General features: G+C 75.5%; 14 protein-coding genes and 1 pseudogene. 9 read left to right on the top strand and 6 right to left on the bottom strand.

The genetic code is table 11. The annotated features are described in order from the left end of the window. Nucleotides 1–218 precede the first annotated feature (218 nt). From HOP40_RS10570 to HOP40_RS10555, 4 genes are read left to right on the top strand one after another with little or no spacing between them, the layout of a single operon-like run. On the top strand, nt 219–4,415 hold the full coding sequence (locus tag HOP40_RS10570; protein ID WP_172157166.1) for a nitrate- and nitrite sensing domain-containing protein: 4,197 nt from the start codon (nt 219–221) through the stop codon (nt 4,413–4,415). Beyond that, nucleotides 4,412–4,834 carry a roadblock/LC7 domain-containing protein gene (locus tag HOP40_RS10565; protein WP_172157164.1) on the top strand — a complete coding sequence of 141 codons (423 nt, stop codon included), beginning with the start codon at nt 4,412–4,414 and terminating at the stop codon, nt 4,832–4,834. Before HOP40_RS10570 ends, HOP40_RS10565 begins: the two co-directional genes overlap by 4 nt. Before the next feature lie 52 nt (nt 4,835–4,886). Then, on the top strand, nt 4,887–5,495 hold the full coding sequence (locus HOP40_RS10560; RefSeq protein WP_172157162.1) for a DUF742 domain-containing protein: 609 nt from the start codon (nt 4,887–4,889) through the stop codon (nt 5,493–5,495). Then, entirely contained in the window at nt 5,476–6,072 is a 597-nt protein-coding gene (locus HOP40_RS10555; protein WP_172157160.1) for a GTP-binding protein, read from the top strand. Before HOP40_RS10560 ends, HOP40_RS10555 begins: the two co-directional genes overlap by 20 nt. A gap of 7 nt (nt 6,073–6,079) precedes the next feature. On the opposite strand, the gene HOP40_RS10550 is transcribed toward HOP40_RS10555, so the two are convergent. Then, nucleotides 6,080–8,293 carry a helicase-associated domain-containing protein gene (locus HOP40_RS10550; protein WP_172157158.1) on the bottom strand — a complete coding sequence of 738 codons (2,214 nt, stop codon included), beginning with the start codon at nt 8,291–8,293 and terminating at the stop codon, nt 6,080–6,082. Between the two features lie 63 nt (nt 8,294–8,356). Between HOP40_RS10550 and HOP40_RS10545 the strand changes: the two genes are divergently transcribed. Beyond that, complete coding sequence (locus HOP40_RS10545; protein WP_172157156.1) at nt 8,357–8,536, top strand: hypothetical protein; 180 nt, start codon at nt 8,357–8,359, stop codon at nt 8,534–8,536. Next, a complete protein-coding gene (locus HOP40_RS10540; RefSeq protein WP_275691367.1) occupies nt 8,533–9,144 on the top strand; it encodes a nucleotidyltransferase family protein in 612 nt (203 codons plus the stop codon). The genes HOP40_RS10545 and HOP40_RS10540 overlap by 4 nt, the downstream gene beginning before the upstream one ends. Here the strand turns inward: HOP40_RS10540 and HOP40_RS10535 are convergent. The 3 genes from HOP40_RS10535 to HOP40_RS10525 all read right to left on the bottom strand — a co-directional run bounded on the left by HOP40_RS10535 (nt 9,129) and on the right by HOP40_RS10525 (nt 10,679). Continuing rightward, nucleotides 9,129–9,323, bottom strand: coding sequence for a DUF397 domain-containing protein (locus HOP40_RS10535; RefSeq protein WP_172157152.1), 195 nt, complete (start codon nt 9,321–9,323; stop codon nt 9,129–9,131). The two genes, HOP40_RS10540 and HOP40_RS10535, sit on opposite strands and share 16 nt — an antisense overlap. Before the next feature lie 77 nt (nt 9,324–9,400). Then, a complete protein-coding gene (locus tag HOP40_RS10530; RefSeq protein WP_240157617.1) occupies nt 9,401–9,607 on the bottom strand; it encodes a DUF397 domain-containing protein in 207 nt (68 codons plus the stop codon). A gap of 205 nt (nt 9,608–9,812) precedes the next feature. Next, nucleotides 9,813–10,679 carry a DUF5753 domain-containing protein gene (locus HOP40_RS10525; protein WP_172157150.1) on the bottom strand — a complete coding sequence of 289 codons (867 nt, stop codon included), beginning with the start codon at nt 10,677–10,679 and terminating at the stop codon, nt 9,813–9,815. 621 nt (nt 10,680–11,300) lie between these two features. Here HOP40_RS10525 and HOP40_RS10520 point away from each other — a divergent pair. Beyond that, nucleotides 11,301–11,810: a hypothetical protein gene (locus tag HOP40_RS10520; RefSeq protein ID WP_172157148.1), complete on the top strand. Its 510-nt coding sequence runs from the start codon at nt 11,301–11,303 to the stop codon at nt 11,808–11,810. A 13-nt stretch (nt 11,811–11,823) separates the two neighbouring features. Here HOP40_RS10520 and HOP40_RS10515 read toward each other — a convergent pair whose 3' ends face one another. Further along, nucleotides 11,824–12,432, bottom strand: a complete 609-nt coding sequence (locus HOP40_RS10515) for a LysM peptidoglycan-binding domain-containing protein (protein WP_172157146.1) — start codon at nt 12,430–12,432, stop codon at nt 11,824–11,826. A 390-nt stretch (nt 12,433–12,822) separates the two neighbouring features. Here HOP40_RS10515 and moaC point away from each other — a divergent pair, with 390 nt between their 5' ends. Both moaC and HOP40_RS36375 read left to right on the top strand, forming a co-directional pair. Next, nucleotides 12,823–13,302, top strand: a complete 480-nt coding sequence (gene moaC, locus HOP40_RS10510) for a cyclic pyranopterin monophosphate synthase MoaC (protein ID WP_172157144.1) — start codon at nt 12,823–12,825, stop codon at nt 13,300–13,302. After that, nucleotides 13,299–14,200: pseudogene (locus HOP40_RS36375) on the top strand (molybdenum cofactor biosynthesis protein MoaE). Before moaC ends, HOP40_RS36375 begins: the two are co-directional and overlap by 4 nt. Nucleotides 14,201–14,216: 16 nt before the next feature. Here the strand turns inward: HOP40_RS36375 and HOP40_RS10495 are convergent. Then, complete coding sequence (locus tag HOP40_RS10495) at nt 14,217–14,714, bottom strand: LysM peptidoglycan-binding domain-containing protein (protein WP_338053056.1); 498 nt, start codon at nt 14,712–14,714, stop codon at nt 14,217–14,219. Between the last annotated feature and the right edge of the window lie 89 nt (nt 14,715–14,803).

Raw genomic sequence — 14,803 nt, 5'->3', positions numbered from 1 at the left:
CGCACGGAACGACGCGGACGCCGACCGAGCCGTCGGCCCCGCCCACGACAGAAGGCGCGCATGCCCGACCCGAAGCCAGGACCGCTGCTCCCCGGACGCGACAGGCGGCCACCCACCGCCGCTGGAGAGCGTTTCGGCTCCCTCGGTCTCGCGGTCGGGCACCCCGCCGTGTCAAGGTTCCCCGGATCGTCGCCGGCAATCCTCAGGGGGACGTTGACGTGACCACCACCGAGCTCGGGGCCTCGTGGTCCGAGCGGCTCAACCCGCGCAACTGGTCGCTGGCGTGGAAGCTCATCGCCATCGGCCTGGTGCCGGCGCTGCTGGCGCTCGCGCTGGGCGTCCTGCGCATCGCCGACCAGGCCGGGGACGCCGCCGCGCTGGGCACGAGCAACCGCCTGCTGGACGTCCGCGGGCAGGTGGCGGAGGCCTCCGACGCGCTGCGCCAGGAGCGCGACGAGGCCACCCTCTTCGTCGCCGCCGGCCGCACCGAGGACCGCGGTGTCCTCGACATCGGCATCGGCCAGACCGACGCCGACGTGCAGGAGGCGGTCGACGCCGTCGCGGGCGCCGAGGGCTTCGACAACACCACCAGCACCGCCTTCGCCGAGACGCAGGCCGCGCTCGGGCAGCTCGCCGCGCTGCGCGGCGACGTCGCCACCGGCACGGCCCCCGCCGCCGCGGTCCAGCAGTCCTACACCGACGTCATCTCCCGCGTCGACGGCCTCGAGCGCGCCCTGCTGCGCCAGCTCCGCACCCCCGACGTCGCCGGCCTCGCCGACGCCCTGACGGCCACCACCAGCGCGAGCGAGCAGCTCGCCGTGCAGCACACCGCCCTCGGCGCGGCCATCCGCGCGGGCCAGCTCCTCCCCGAGGACGCGGCCACCGCCACGGCCGCCGACAACCGGCTGGCCTCGGCCTACACCGCCTACGAGGTGGCGCTCACCCCCGAGCAGCTCGCCCGCTTCGGCACGCTCGACAGCGGCACCGCCGAGCTGCAGGCGGTCAAGAGCGAGATCCTGCTGACGCCGCCGAACCGGCCCGTGGTCGTCGACCCGGCCCGCTGGGACGCCGCCTACGCCACCGCGCTGACCGCGGTGCAGACCCCGGCCACCGTGATCCGCGACGACATGGTCGCGCAGAGCACGGCCGCCGAGGAGCGCGCCAGCAACCTGGCCGGCATCAACTCCGTCATCCTCATGCTCGGCCTGCTCCTGGGCATCACGATCGCGATCCTGGTCGCCCGGGCGCTGGTCCGGTCGCTGCGGGTGCTGCGCACGGCCGCGCTGGACGTCGCCGAGCGGCGCCTGCCGCAGGCCGTCGAGAGCATGCGCGCGGGCGACGCGCCCGACGTCACGGTCGACCCGGTCCCGCTCGACACCCGTGACGAGGTGGGCCAGGTGGCTCGCGCGTTCGACGCGGTGCACGGGCAGGCCATCCGCCTCGCGGCCGACCAGGCCGCGCTGCAGACCAACGTCAGCTCGATGTTCGTCAACCTCTCCCGCCGCAGCCAGGCCCTCGTCGAGCGCCAGCTGCAGCTCATCGAGCAGCTGGAGAGCAACGAGCAGGACCCCGACCAGCTGTCGAACCTGTTCCAGCTCGACCACCTCGCCACCCGCATGCGGCGCAACTCCGAGAACCTGCTGGTCCTCGCGGGCACCGACCTCGCCAAGCGCAACATCGCGCCGGTCCCGATGGTCGACGTCCTCCGCGCCGCGGTGTCGGAGATCGAGCAGTACCAGCGCATCGTCGTGCAGGCCCCGCCGACCACCTCGATCGTCGGCCGCGCCGCGAGCGACCTCGTCCACCTCCTGGCCGAGCTGCTCGACAACGCCACCAACTTCTCCCCGCCCGACTCGCAGGTGGTCATGAGCACCACCCGCACCGCCGAGGGCGACATCCTCGTCGAGATCGCCGACCGCGGCGTCGGCATGATCGACTACGAGCTCGCCGACGCCAACCAGCGCCTCGGCGGCCCGTCGTCGGTCGACGTCTCGGCCTCGCGCCGCATGGGCCTGTTCGTGGTCGGTCGCCTCGGCGCCCGCCACGGCGTCCAGGTGCAGCTGTCCACGTCGTCCGCCGGCGGCGCGGGCACCGGCCTCACGGCCTCGGTCACCGTGCCCGCGCACCTCGTCCCCACCACCGAGCGCGAGCTCGCCCGCCCCGTCCCCGCCATCGCGCAGGGCGGCGGCAGCAGCACCGCGTTCGACGTGCCGCCGCAGCGCGCGGCCAACGGCAGCGGCCGCACCGGCTCGCTGTCGGCGCTCGTCACGGGCTCCGACGGCCCGGCCACCCCCGCCACGGCCTTCGACCCCGGCCCCGGCGGGTACCCCCAGGTCAACGGTTCCTCGAGCGCGCCGCCGGCGCTGCCGACCCGCCGCCCCGGCTCGTCGCTGGGCCCCGACGGCCCGCCCTCCCCCGCCGAGCAGGCCCGCCGCGACCAGGTCGCCGCGGCCGAGCGGAGCGCCGCCGAGCGCGTCTCGCTCGACAAGTCCGGCGGGCAGGGTCCCGAGGACCCGTCCCGCACCGGTCCCGACGAGGGCCGGGAGGGCACCGGCGGCCCGGCCGACGCCGACCGCGCCGACGCGGCCGCCGGCCACGACGGCGACCACGACGACACCGAGACCACGGCCTACGCGATCGTGCCCCCGCGCGGCGAGCAGCCCGCCGGGCCCGAGCGGTCCCGCCACGCCTTCGTCGGCGACACCGACGACGAGCCCGCGGACGCCGCCCCCGCGCACGCCCTGATCGAGCCGGCCGACGCGCCCGCCGAGGACCGCAGCGGGGACGGCGACACCGAGGGCACCGACATCGACCGCTCCGACGCCGACGGCGCGGACGACGGCGACCGCGACGGCTCCGGCCGGGGCCGCGCCCTCGGCCTGGCCGCCGGTGCCGCCGCCCTGGGTGCCGCGGCGCTCGGTGCCGCGGCCGCGGCACGCAGCAAGGACGACGAGCAGGCCCCGGCCCGCGGCGCCATGCCGCGCAACCCGTGGCCGCAGGGCGGCCCGCCGCACCTCCCGGCACCCTCGACCAACGGCAACGGCGTCGCCCACACCGGCAACGGCGCCGCGCCCGCGGCCCCGCCCGCGCTGCCGCAGCGCCGTCCGTCGCCCGGGCGACCCGCCGCCGCGGTGCCGCAGCCGGCAGGGCCGGAGACCGACACCTCCGTGTTCGCCACCTCCGGGCCCTCCGGCGATGACCAGGCCGGGGCCACCACGCCCGAGCACGGCCTGTTCGGGCAGGCCGGCCCCCGGCAGGACGCGGCCCCTCAGGACCCGGCCCCGCAGGACTCGGCCCCGCAGGAGCTGTCGCAGCAGGAGCCGTCCCAGGAGTCGGCCCAGCAGGAGACGTCGCAGCAGGAGACGGTCCAGCAGGACGCGCAGGACGCCGGTCGGGACGAGCACGACGAGCAGGCCTCGCCGAGCACGGCGCCGATCCCGGCGGTCGCGCAGGCGCCCGCCGAGCCGGCCGCGAGCGGCCCGGACGAGCTGTTCGCGCCCAGCGTTCCGGCCGACCGCACCGCGGTGCCGGCTCCCGTCGACCTGCCGCAGGCTCCCGCCGCGGAGACGCCGGCGGCGGTCTTCGCCGCGCCGGGGGCGAACGGGCGGCCCGAGGGCACCGGGTTCGAGCTCGGCGAGACGACCCCGATCTTCGAGGAGATCGCGTCCGCCTGGTTCCGGTCGAACCGGCCGCTGCCGGTCGACTGGGAGGCCGAGGCCCGCTCCGCGGGTCCCGCGGCCGAGAGCCGTCCGCGCCCGGCCTCGGCGCTGCCGCCGGCCGCGCCGCAGCGGCCCCAGCCGCTCGCCCGGCCCGCCGGCGGTCCGCCGGCTCCGCCGTCGCTCCCGCCGGCCGCGCCGCAGCAGTCCCCGGCCCCGCAGCAGCACGCCCCGCAGGCCCCGGCGCAGCAGTCCCCGGCCCCGCAGGTGTCGGCACAGCAGCCGCCGGCCCCGCAGCCGCAGGTCGCCGCGCAGCCGACGGTCCCGCCGGTGACGCCGCCGCGCCCCGCCCCGGTGGCGCCGCCCGCCGCGGCCCCGCTGCCGCCGGCACCGGCCGAGCCCGCGCCGGCCCCGCTGATGGCCACCGCGGCCGAGTCGAGCGGCTTCTCCAGCGCCGCCGACGAGGGCTGGCGGGCGGCGAACAGCGCGGCCCCGGCCACCGACCGGCCCGACGAGATCACCGCGGCGGGGCTGCCCAAGCGCCGGCCGCGGGCGCGGCTCGTGCCGGGCAGTGCAGGATCCGCGGTGCTGGCCCCGCCCGTCTCCCCCGCGCGCAGCGCGGAGAGCGTGCGCGGCCGGCTCGCCAGCTACCAGCAGGGTGTCCGTCAGGGGCGCGAGAGCAGGTTCCGCGCCGACGGCGACAACGGTGCCACCGAGTCCGCCAACGCGGGCGGCCATCACGACGAGGAGAGACCGTGACAGCGTCACAGACCCAGCCCAGCCGGTTCGGATGGCTGGTCACCAACTTCGCGGAGCGGGTTCCCGGGGTCGCGCACGCCATCGTCGTGTCCGCCGACGGTCTCCTGCTCACCAGCTCCGACCGGCTCCCGCGCGACCGCGCCGACCAGCTCGCCGCCGTGGCGTCCGGGCTGATCAGCCTGACGCAGGGCGCCGCCCGCTGCTTCGACGCCGGTGGCGTCGTGCAGACGGTGGTCGAGATGGACCGCGGCATCGTCCTGCTCATGTCGATCAGCGACGGGTCCTGCCTGGCCGTGCTGGCGTCACCGAGCTGTGACATCGGCCTGATCGGATACGAGATGACCCTGCTGGTCGACCGCGTCGGGCAGCTCCTGACCCCCGAGCTGCGCGCCGAGCTGCAGGGCTCCTTCCCGGGCTGAGCCCGGTACGCAACGTCCCCACGATCGGTAGGAGAAGGCAGGTGGTGATCCGATGACCTCCGGTCCCGACGACGAGCGCCGGCAACCCTCGGAGCCGACTTTCGCCGACGTGATGAACGGTTTCAGCTTCGACAGCGCGCGCCCGTCGCGCCGTCGCCGCTGGGGCCGCAAGCGCGACGACGAGGCCGAGCAGGCTCCCCCCGCCGCCGCTCCGGCCCCCGCCCCTCCCGCGCGCCCGGCCGCCCCGCCGGTCGCGCCCGGCCCGCTGACCGGGCCGATCGACATGCGGGTCCCCGAGGTCGAGCAGTTCGGCACCGGGGGCACGGCGTCTGCCGTCCGGCCCTACGCCTGGACCCGCGGACGCACGAAGTCCGGCTTCGACCTGGCCATCGAGACGCTCGTCTCGACCAGCCAGCGCGGCCGCGACCAGATGGGACTGCTGCAGGTCGAACACCGCGCCGTCGCCGAGCTCTGCGAGGCCACGCGCTCGGTCGCCGAGGTGGCCGCGCTCCTCTCCCTGCCCCTGGGCGTCGCCCGGGTGCTGCTGGGGGACATGGCGGGCCTCGGCGTCGTCACCGTGCACCAGACCGCGAGCAGCGCCGGCAACGTGCCGGACCTCGCCCTGATGGAAAGGGTTCTGAGTGGACTCCGTCGGCTCTAGGCCACAGGCGATCGCCACCTCGGCGACGATCTCGGCCAAGATCGTGGTGGCCGGGGGATTCGGCGTGGGCAAGACCACGTTCGTCGGCTCGGTCTCCGAGATCGTCCCGCTGACCACCGAGGCGGTGATGACCGAGGCCAGCGCCGGTCACGACGACCTCACCGCCACCCCGAACAAGACCACCACCACGGTGGCGATGGACTTCGGACGCGTCTCGCTGGACTCGGAGCTGATCCTCTACCTGTTCGGCACGCCCGGGCAGCACCGCTTCTGGTTCATGTGGGACGACCTGGTGCGCGGCGCGATCGGCGCCGTCGTCCTCGTCGACACCCGCCGCCTGGCCGACTCGTTCGCCGCCATCGACTTCTTCGAGGACCGCGGGCTGCCCTACGTCGTCGGCCTGAACTGCTTCGACGGGCTGCAGCAGCACCGCGTCGAGGACGTCCGGGAGGCGATGTCGATCGACCCCTCGATCCCGATCGTCACGTGCGACGCGCGCAACCGCGAGTCCACGAAGGGCGCGCTGATCGCGCTGGTCGAGCACGCCATGGCGGCGAGGATGGCCGCGCGCCGCTGACGCCCGCTCACTCCTCCACGAGCGCGATGGAGGTGATGCGGTGCAGCGGCACGCGGTGCAGGCCGCCGTCGGCGCGGTCGCGGCCCTCGACGACGCCGCCACCGACCGACAGCGGCTCCAGCACGCGCTCCCCCGCCACGCCGTGCCCGTCGACGAAGCCGAGCCAGACCGTCAGCCGCTCGTCGGCCGCGCGGCGCAGCGTGTCGAGCGTGCTGCCGCGGCCGTTCGCGGTACCGCGCCGCACGCCGGTGAGCGCGTCGCCCGCGCGCATCCGCGCCACCAGCTTGGCCAGCTGCTCCGGGTCGGGCTGGGGCGGGACGCGCCGCTCGGCCGAGCGGCGGGCCGGGGCGATGCGCCGGCCGCGGTCGGCCAGGTCGAGCACGACTCCCCCGGTGTCCTCGGCGGCGGGGCTGAAGCCCGCCGAGCGCAGGGCGTCGAGCAGCTCCACCAGGGGCAGCGGGCTCACGGCGACGGTCGGCGCGATCCGCCGCAGCTCCAGCGCCACCGCGTCGGGGTGGGCCATCACCTCGGAGATCAGCACCTCGTCGTCGGAGCGCAGGAACGAGGCCGCCGCGCCGCCCCGCAGCCGGCCGTGGCGGCGCGCGACGTCGTCGACGAGGTAGGTCAGGCCCTGCGGCACCGGGGTGGCCGAGCGGCGCTTCAGGAGCTCGTGCAGGTCGGTCGCGCTGCGGCCGGCGTCGAGCGCCCGGCGCACGGTGGCCTCGGTGAAGTGGTAGACGGTGGCCCCGCCCGCCGACTCGACCTCGGCCATCAGGTCGAGCTCGCGGGCGAGCTCGGGCACGAGCGGGCCGGGCGCGACGGCGGTGAGGTCGGCCTGCAGCAGCACGTGGTCGACCGGCTCGGGCAGCGCCGCGCGCAGGGCGGCGACGATGCCCTCGGGGTCGGTCAGCAGGGCCCGGCCCGGGCGGGACAGGGCGTCCAGGGCGACGACGCCGAGCACGGTGCCCTCGGTGACCGTCCAGCCGACGACCTCGTCGCGCAGCCGACCGCCGCGGCGCGGGGCGCGCCAGGACAGCAGGTCGGCCAGCGCGGCCGGTGAGCCCGGCGCGGTGCCCGGGGGCAGCTCGGCGAGCCCGGCGAGGACGCGGCGGCGGTCGCGGGGGGCGAGCGGGCGGCGCGCGCCGTCGGACAGGGCGTTGATCGGGCGCCCGGCGTCGTCCTTGCGCCCGACGAGCCCGGGCAGGCGCGGGAGCGCGAGCCAGGTGCGGGCCAGCAGCGACCACCGCACCTCCGGGCCACCGGCGAGCCACACGTCGGTGCCGGTGGTCGGCGTCCACTCCGGCGCCACCCCGTCGCTCGCGGCAGCGAGGTCGGCGGCCACCACGACCTCCACGAGCAGGGCGGCCGTCGCCTCGTCGACGTCCATCTCCTTGGCCGCGCGGCGCAGGTCCCGCACACCCAGGCCGCCCGAGCGCAGGACGGGCGGCGGCGTCCGGCCCCAGAGGGCGAGGAGCGCCTCGACCTGGCGCAGCACGCCGAGCGCCGCGCCGGCGGCGGTGCCGTCGACGACGTCGGCGCCGCGGTCGCGCGGGGCGATGTCGGGCGGGTCGACGGCGACGGTGCCGAGCGGGTGGTCGCCGCGCAGGGCGAGCCCGACCTGGCGGGGCAGCTCGACGGTCTCGGGGTCGATGCGCAGCAGGAGCCCGCGGGCGAGCAGGCGCCCGACCGGGGAGTCGCCCGCGCCGCGGCTGCGGCCCACCGGCGGCCCGGCGGCGAGGGTCTCCAGGACGCGCCGCTCCTCCTCGTCGACGCCCGCGAGCAGCTCCGGCAGCGCCGACGACCCGGCCGGGCCCGACGACCGGCGGCCCAGCCCGCCGGGGTGGCGCGGCACGACGTCGCGGACGGCGGCGACGACCGAGATCTCCGCGTCGGGTCCCCAGGCGACCGCGCGGGCGCGCAGGGCGTCCAGGGCGCCGCTCAGGGCGTCGGCGGGGACGTCCGGGCCCAGGAGGCGGGCGATCTCGTCGCGGGACACCGGGGCGGTGTCGGCGTCGGCCACGGCGAGGGCCTCGAGGACGGCGAGGGCGACGGTGTCGAGCTCGTCGCAGGTGCGGTGCACGGAGGCCCGGACGGCGGCCCGGGTGGCCAGGACGGTGGTGTCCGCGGGCGGGGGCACGCCGAGGTCCGGCCGCAGGGCCACGAGCCGCGCGAGCGTGTCGTCGTCCTGGGTGCGCAACCAGTCGACCAGCGGCGTGGGCACCGGTCCACGGTAGTCGGTGCCATGGGCGATACTGGTGGTCGGACACCGACACCGGGAGGAACCGTGGCGAAGGCCGCCCCTGCAGGACGCATCGACCCCTCCTGGCCGGACCTGCCCGAAGGGGAGCACCCGGTCAGCGAGCTCGCCAGCCCCGTGCAGGGCTCGCTCTCGCCCTTCGGCGACGTGGAGTTCCCGCTCGACGAGGTCAACTACGTCCACCCCGTCACCGAGATCAACCGCTGACCGAGCGGGGGGTCACCGGGCTGCTCCTCGCGGGCGGCGCCGGGCGTCGGATGGGCCGCCCGAAGGCGCTCGTGGAGATCGACGGCGAGCCGCTCGTCCGACGTGCGCTGCGCGTGTTGGCCGACGGCGGCTGCGCGCCGCTCGTGGTCGTGCTGGGCGCCGCGGCCGACGACGTGCGTGCCGTGCTGCCCGCCGGCGTGCGCGCCGTGGAGGCGCCCGACTGGGAGTCGGGCATGGGCGCGTCCCTGCGCGCCGGGCTCTCCGCGCTCGGGGGCGCCGGTCCCGACGCCGGTTCCGACGCCGCCCTCGTGCACCTCGTGGACCTGCCGGGCGTCACCGCCGAGGCGGTGGCGCGGCTGGTGGCGGGCGACGTCGGCCCGGCCGCGCTGCGACGGGCGGCCTACGCCGGGCGCCTCGCCCACCCCGTGCTGCTCGGCCGGGACCACTGGCCCGCCGTGGCCGGCTCGGCCACCGGCGACGCCGGGGCCCGCGCCTACCTGCGCGACAACCCCGACGTCGAGCCGGTGGAGTGCGGCGACGTCGCCGTGCCCGACGACGTCGACACCCCCGAGGCCCTCGCCCGCTTCACCGCTCAGTCGAGCAGGTAGTCGAACTCCCCGGCCTTCACGCCGTCGATGAACGCCCGGATCTCGGCCTGCGTGTAGGTCTGCTCAGCGGACGGGGAGCGCGAGTTCCGCACAGCGATCTCGCCCCCCACCCGCCTCACTTCGACGCACGCGCCTATGCCCCCACTGAAGCTCGACTTCGTCCACTGCTCTTCCGACATGATTCCCCCGCCCGGCTGTAAGCGTTCAAGGGTGCCATCCAGCGCAGCGTGATCACCATGTGATGCGCCAAGGGAGCTCAGCGCAGGAAGGAGTCGAAATCGCCGTTCTTGGCTCCGAGGATGAACGCCTCGATCTCCTGGTACGTGTAGTGCAGGTGGACGGTCGGATCCTTCGAGTCGCGTAGGGCGAACGCTTCGCCGTCCGTAGCCAACTCCACGCACGCGCCACCGCCCATGCTGAAGCTCGACTTGATCCAAGTCAGCGACGCCCGCTCGGACTCCACCGGTCGTACTCCTGCCTCATCACCTGCGCCGCAGGGCGACAGATGGAGGGAAGGCCGGGCGGAACGGGCACGAGGCACGCCGGGGTCCGCTCGGCGTGCGCAGGTGCGACAGGATCGTCGCGCGCCCCTCGGTCAGCAGCCACTACGACGCAGGTCTGCGTCGCCAATAGGTCAGAGCAGACTAGTAGCCCCACGATCTCGCGCTTCAGCGGGTGTCGGCAGCACAGCACAGGTCGAGGTAGTGCTGGATCCGAAGCCTGGACGCCTGCGGATCGAGCGCGAGCGCACTCAGGAGTTGCCATATTCGAGTGTGCTCAGCGACGGCAGTGGGATCGTCGGTGTCCGACGGCGCGGGTCCGTCCGCATACAGCACGTCGGATACGTCGTCCCCCATCTTCAAGAGGATGAACTGGGATGAGGTTGTCCCGAGGTACGGCCCCGCCTCGAACCCCACGACCTGGATCGTCGTGCGCGGGAGAGATGCAGCTTCGAGGACACGGGCTAGTTGCCGCGCCATGACTGCTGGACCACCGGCAGTACGTGCGAGCGCCGACTCGTCAATGATCACCCAAACGTACGGCCGTGGAGATCTTCGCTCAAGGTCCCGCTGCCGGTGCACCCGCACCTCGACAGCGCGCGACACCTCCTCTTCGGAGAAGTCCAGCACTCCACTTGCTGCGGCCGCAGCGGCGTACTCGGGGATCTGGAGGAGGCCGCTGATCACGCCGCTGCAGTACTCATTGATGGATTCGGCCGCCGCCTCTAAGCCGATCAGAGTGCGATAGGAATCAGGAAGGTCGATCTGCTGCCACCACGCCCGCTTCCGGCTCTCGATCACCAGCTCGGCGAGCAGGGCGCGTTCGGCCTTCGGCAGCCGGTACCACTGAGCGAGCTCCTCCACCTGCGCCAACTGGAAACCGCGGGCCCCTGTGTCCAATCTGGACGCCTGCGCGAGGGACACGTTGAGGTGCGCCGCGAGGTCGGAGAGTGACCGGTCGTCGCGCTCCCGAAGGGCCCGCAACCGCACCGCCAACCGCCGGCGCGCGAAGGTCGGGTTGGGTTCCGCTGTCACCGCCCACCCCCGTCCACCTGCGTGAGAGCTCTTGATAACTGGTAAGTACCAGGTCATGCTAGTACCGCGGCAGCGTGTCGACGTGCAGTCATCCTGTCGGGTGCCGCGGACAACCGGCAACTGCCGGAAAGCGCGAGGAGGAATTTCCGGCTCCGGGGCTTGGGTTCGAACCCGCCGGAGGACCTAGGAAGCGAGGGAGGGCGCCAGCCCGAAGGCCGACGCCCTCCCGCTCGACGGCGACGCACAGTGGGTCGCCATCCGCATCACCGGTGCGCCAACACCGGTGGTGCGTGCTCGTCATCCATCCCGTGGGCCACACAGGACAAGGCAGGTCAGAGCAATGACGGACATTACCCCTACCGGACCGGCGCGTCGATGGTTACGACGCCTCCTCGACGCCATAGACCATTCGGCGTTCCGTGACCCGGATCTCGACGCCGTCACACGCGGCTGGGAGGTGCGGCGCGAGCGGCGGTTCGTCCGCACCTACCGGGACCCGCGCTGGGACTCCGTCACGGCCTGCGCGGTCTGCGCCTGTCGCCGGACGATCGGCGACGCGTGCGAGTCCTGCGGGGCCGAGCCGGCGGAGCGCACCGCTCCGGCCGGCTCGGTCGGAGCGTCGTGAGCGCCGACGGCGGGCTGCGCCGCCTCCTGCCGCCGCCGCGACGCCGACCGAACCTGCTGACGGTGCTGCTCCGGTGGCGGGCCGAGCTGCTCGTGGCGGGGGTCCTCGCGAGCCTGTGGCACTACGCGGGCGCCGGAGCGGTGGGCGCGCTCTGCGCGGTGGTCGCCGTGCTGGCCCTCCTTGTCCCCCCGGTCCGCAACGTGCTCGGCGGCGCGGCGCAGGCCGTCGTCACGATGCACCGGATCCGCTCGGGCCTCGTGCAGGCCGGGGTCGCCGACCGCGCGGGGCGCATCCCGTGGGTCGTCACCGCGACGGCCCGTAACGACGTCGTCCTCGTCGGCCTGTGGCTGCATGCCGGCACGATCCGGGCCGACGTCGACGCGGCGGCCGAGGTGCTGGCCGCCGCGTGCGGCGCCGCCACTGTGGAGGTGCATCCGCGGACGCTGCGCCGCGACCGGGTCGTCGTCGCGGTGGTTCGCCCCAGGTGGGGCTGGCCGACGCGGTGACGGGGCAGGGGCGTCAGAGGGTGAGGCGCTGCCCCACGCTGATCAGGTCCGGGTTGGCCGACAGGGCCGGGTTCCTGGCCACGAGGGCCTGCCAGCCGCCGGAGACGCCCTGGGCGCGCGCGATGCTGCCGAGGGTGTCGCCGCGCCGCACGACGTAGGAGCCGTCGGTGGCGGCGGGGGCGGCCGGGGCGCTGAGGCGGACCCGCTCCTGCGGGGCCGAGCGCTGGGTCGAGGACTCGCCGCGCACGCCGGTCTGGCGCGAGCAGCTCGGCCACGCGTTCCAGCCCTGCACCGCGAGCACCCGCTCCGCGACGACGATCTGCTCCTCGCGGCTGGCCTGGTACGCGACCGGGGCGAACTCGGCGCCGCCGAAGCCGCGCCAGGTGGTCGGGGAGAACTGCAGTCCGCCGTGGTAGCCGTTGCCGGTGTTGATGTCCCACCGGCCGCCGCTCTCGCACTGGGCCAGCCGGTCCCACGCGGAGTCCGACGCGGCGCTCGCGGCCGGGGCCGCGACGACCAGGGGGACGCCGGCGACGGCGCCGGCGAGCGCGGTGCGGGCGATCGCCCGCCCGGCACCGTCGAACCTGGCGGGGGCACGGTGACGGCCGCGGTATCGAGCCATGGGTCTCTCCGGCGCTGCACCCGGACGCGGCCACCGGGGAGCGGGCCGGTCCGTCCTGTCCCACGCGGGGTCTCGTGAGGCGGTCGGGTCTCCGGGTCGCCGGACAGGGGAGCGCTGCGACACCGGGGGCCGGCCGGATCGGGGGGTCCGGGGCGGCCGTCGAGCACGCTACGTGCGGCTGGGGCGGACTCCAAGACGGCGTGTCCGCGCGGCTCGCCGGAGACGCAGCGGCCGTTCGGCCCAGTGGGGTGACGTCGGCGCAGGTCACCGTGACCGTGAGTCACGACGTGCGTCACCGGAAAGGGTTGTCTCGACGTGACGCACGTCACTCTGGATGGTCCTCCGGCGGCCGCGGCACGGCCCGGTGGGCGGCGCCGTAGGGTCTGTGGCGTGGAACTCACGCACGTGGACGCCGCAGGCGCGGCCCGGATGGTCGACGTCACCGACAAGCAGCCGAGCGCCCGCACCGCGGTGGCCACCGGGGTGCTGCGGACGACCGCCGAGGTGGTGGAGCTGCTCCGCCGCGACGGGCTGCCCAAGGGCGACGCGCTGGCCACCGCGCGCATCGCCGGGATCATGGGCGCCAAGCGCACCCCGGACCTCGTGCCGCTGTGCCACCCGATCGCCCTGAGCGGTGTGGTCGTCGACCTCACCCCGGAGGGCGCCGAGATCGGCATCCGCGCGACGGTGCGCACCACCGACCGCACGGGCGTCGAGATGGAGGCGCTCACCGCCGTGGCGGTGGCCGGGCTCGCCCTGCACGACATGATCAAGGCGGTCGACCCCGCCGCCGTGCTCGACCACGTGCGGGTCGAGCGCAAGGACGGCGGGAAGACCGGCACCTGGGAGCGCCCCGAGGACCGGTCGTGAGCCCCCGCAGCGCCCGGGTCGTCACCGCGTCCAACCGCGCCGCCGCCGGCGTCTACGCCGACCGCGGCGGGCCGCTCATCGTCGAGTGGCTCCGCGGCCGCGGGTACGACACGCCGGACCCGGCCGTGGTGCCCGACGGCGACCCCGTCGGCGACGCGCTGCGCGCCGCCGTGGCCGACGGCGCCGACGTCGTGATCACGACCGGCGGCACCGGCATCTCCCCCACCGACGCGACGCCGGAGGTGACGCGCGCGGTGCTCGACTACGAGGTGCCGGGGCTCGCCGACGCGATCCGCTCGGCGGGGGCCCCCACCGTGCCGACCGCGGTGCTCTCGCGCGGCCTCGCGGGTGTCGCGGGCCGCACGCTCGTCGTCAACCTCCCCGGATCGACAGGGGGAGTCCGCGACGGACTGGGCGTGCTCGAGAACGTGCTCGACCACGCCGTCGACCAGCTGAGAGGAGGCGACCACGCATGACGGTCGTCCTACGTGCCGCCGTGGGCGAGGAGCCCCTCGACGTGGCGGAGCACGCCGCACTCGTGGACCACGCCGCCGCGGGCGCCGTGGTGACCTTCGCCGGGGTCGTGCGCGACCACGACGGCGGCCGTGCGGTGCGCGGGCTGGAGTACAGCGCGCACCCCACGGCCGCGTCCGTGGTCGAGCAGGTGGCCGCCGACGTGGCGGCCCGGTCCACCGGCGTCCGCGCCGTCGCGGTGAGCCACCGGGTGGGCCGCCTGGAGATCGGCGAGGTCGCGCTCGCGTGCGCGGTCGCCGCCGATCACCGGCGGGAGGCCTTCGAGACCTGTGCCGAGCTCGTCGAGGAGGTGAAGCGCCTGCTGCCGGTCTGGAAGCACCAGGCGTTCACCGACGGGACCGACGAGTGGGTCAACTCGACCTGAGCGGCCGAGCGGGCCCTCAGACGTCCAGCGACTGCCCGACGCGCAGCACGTTCGGGTTGCTGATGACGTCGCGGTTGGCGCTGAAGAGCGCCTGCCACGAGGTGCCGTGCGCCGCAGCGATCTTCGACAGCGTGTCGCCCGAGCGGACGGTGTAGTTCCCGCCACCGCCCGAGGACGAGGGAGCGGCCGCCGGGGCGGGCGCGGAGGCGCGCACGCGCTGAGGCTCGGCCGAGCCGTTGAGTCCGAGCTTGCGCGAGCAGGCGGGCCACGCGCCCCAGCCCTGCGCGGCGAGCGTGCGCTCCGCGACGGCGATCTGCTGGGAGCGGCTCGCCTGGTGCGGCATGCCCGAGCCGCCGAAGGCGCGCCAGGTGGTGGGGTTGAACTGCAGGCCACCGTAGTAGCCGTTGCCCGTGTTGATGCTCCAGTTGCCACCGCTCTCGCACTGCGCGAGGCGGTCCCAGTCGGAGTCGGGGGCGGCGTTGGCGGTTCCGGCGAGGGCGACGGGGGTGCCCACGACAACTGCGCCGGCAACTGCCAGCCGCAGGAGACTTCGGCCCTTGCTGAATGCAGGTCGAGAAGTCATTTTCAATGCTCTCCAATTCG

Source organism: Pseudonocardia broussonetiae, from assembly GCF_013155125.1.
GTDB classification, from domain to species: domain Bacteria; phylum Actinomycetota; class Actinomycetes; order Mycobacteriales; family Pseudonocardiaceae; genus Pseudonocardia; species Pseudonocardia broussonetiae.
Note: the sequence above shows the minus strand (reverse complement) of the source record. Positions and strands in the feature narration are given on the sequence as shown.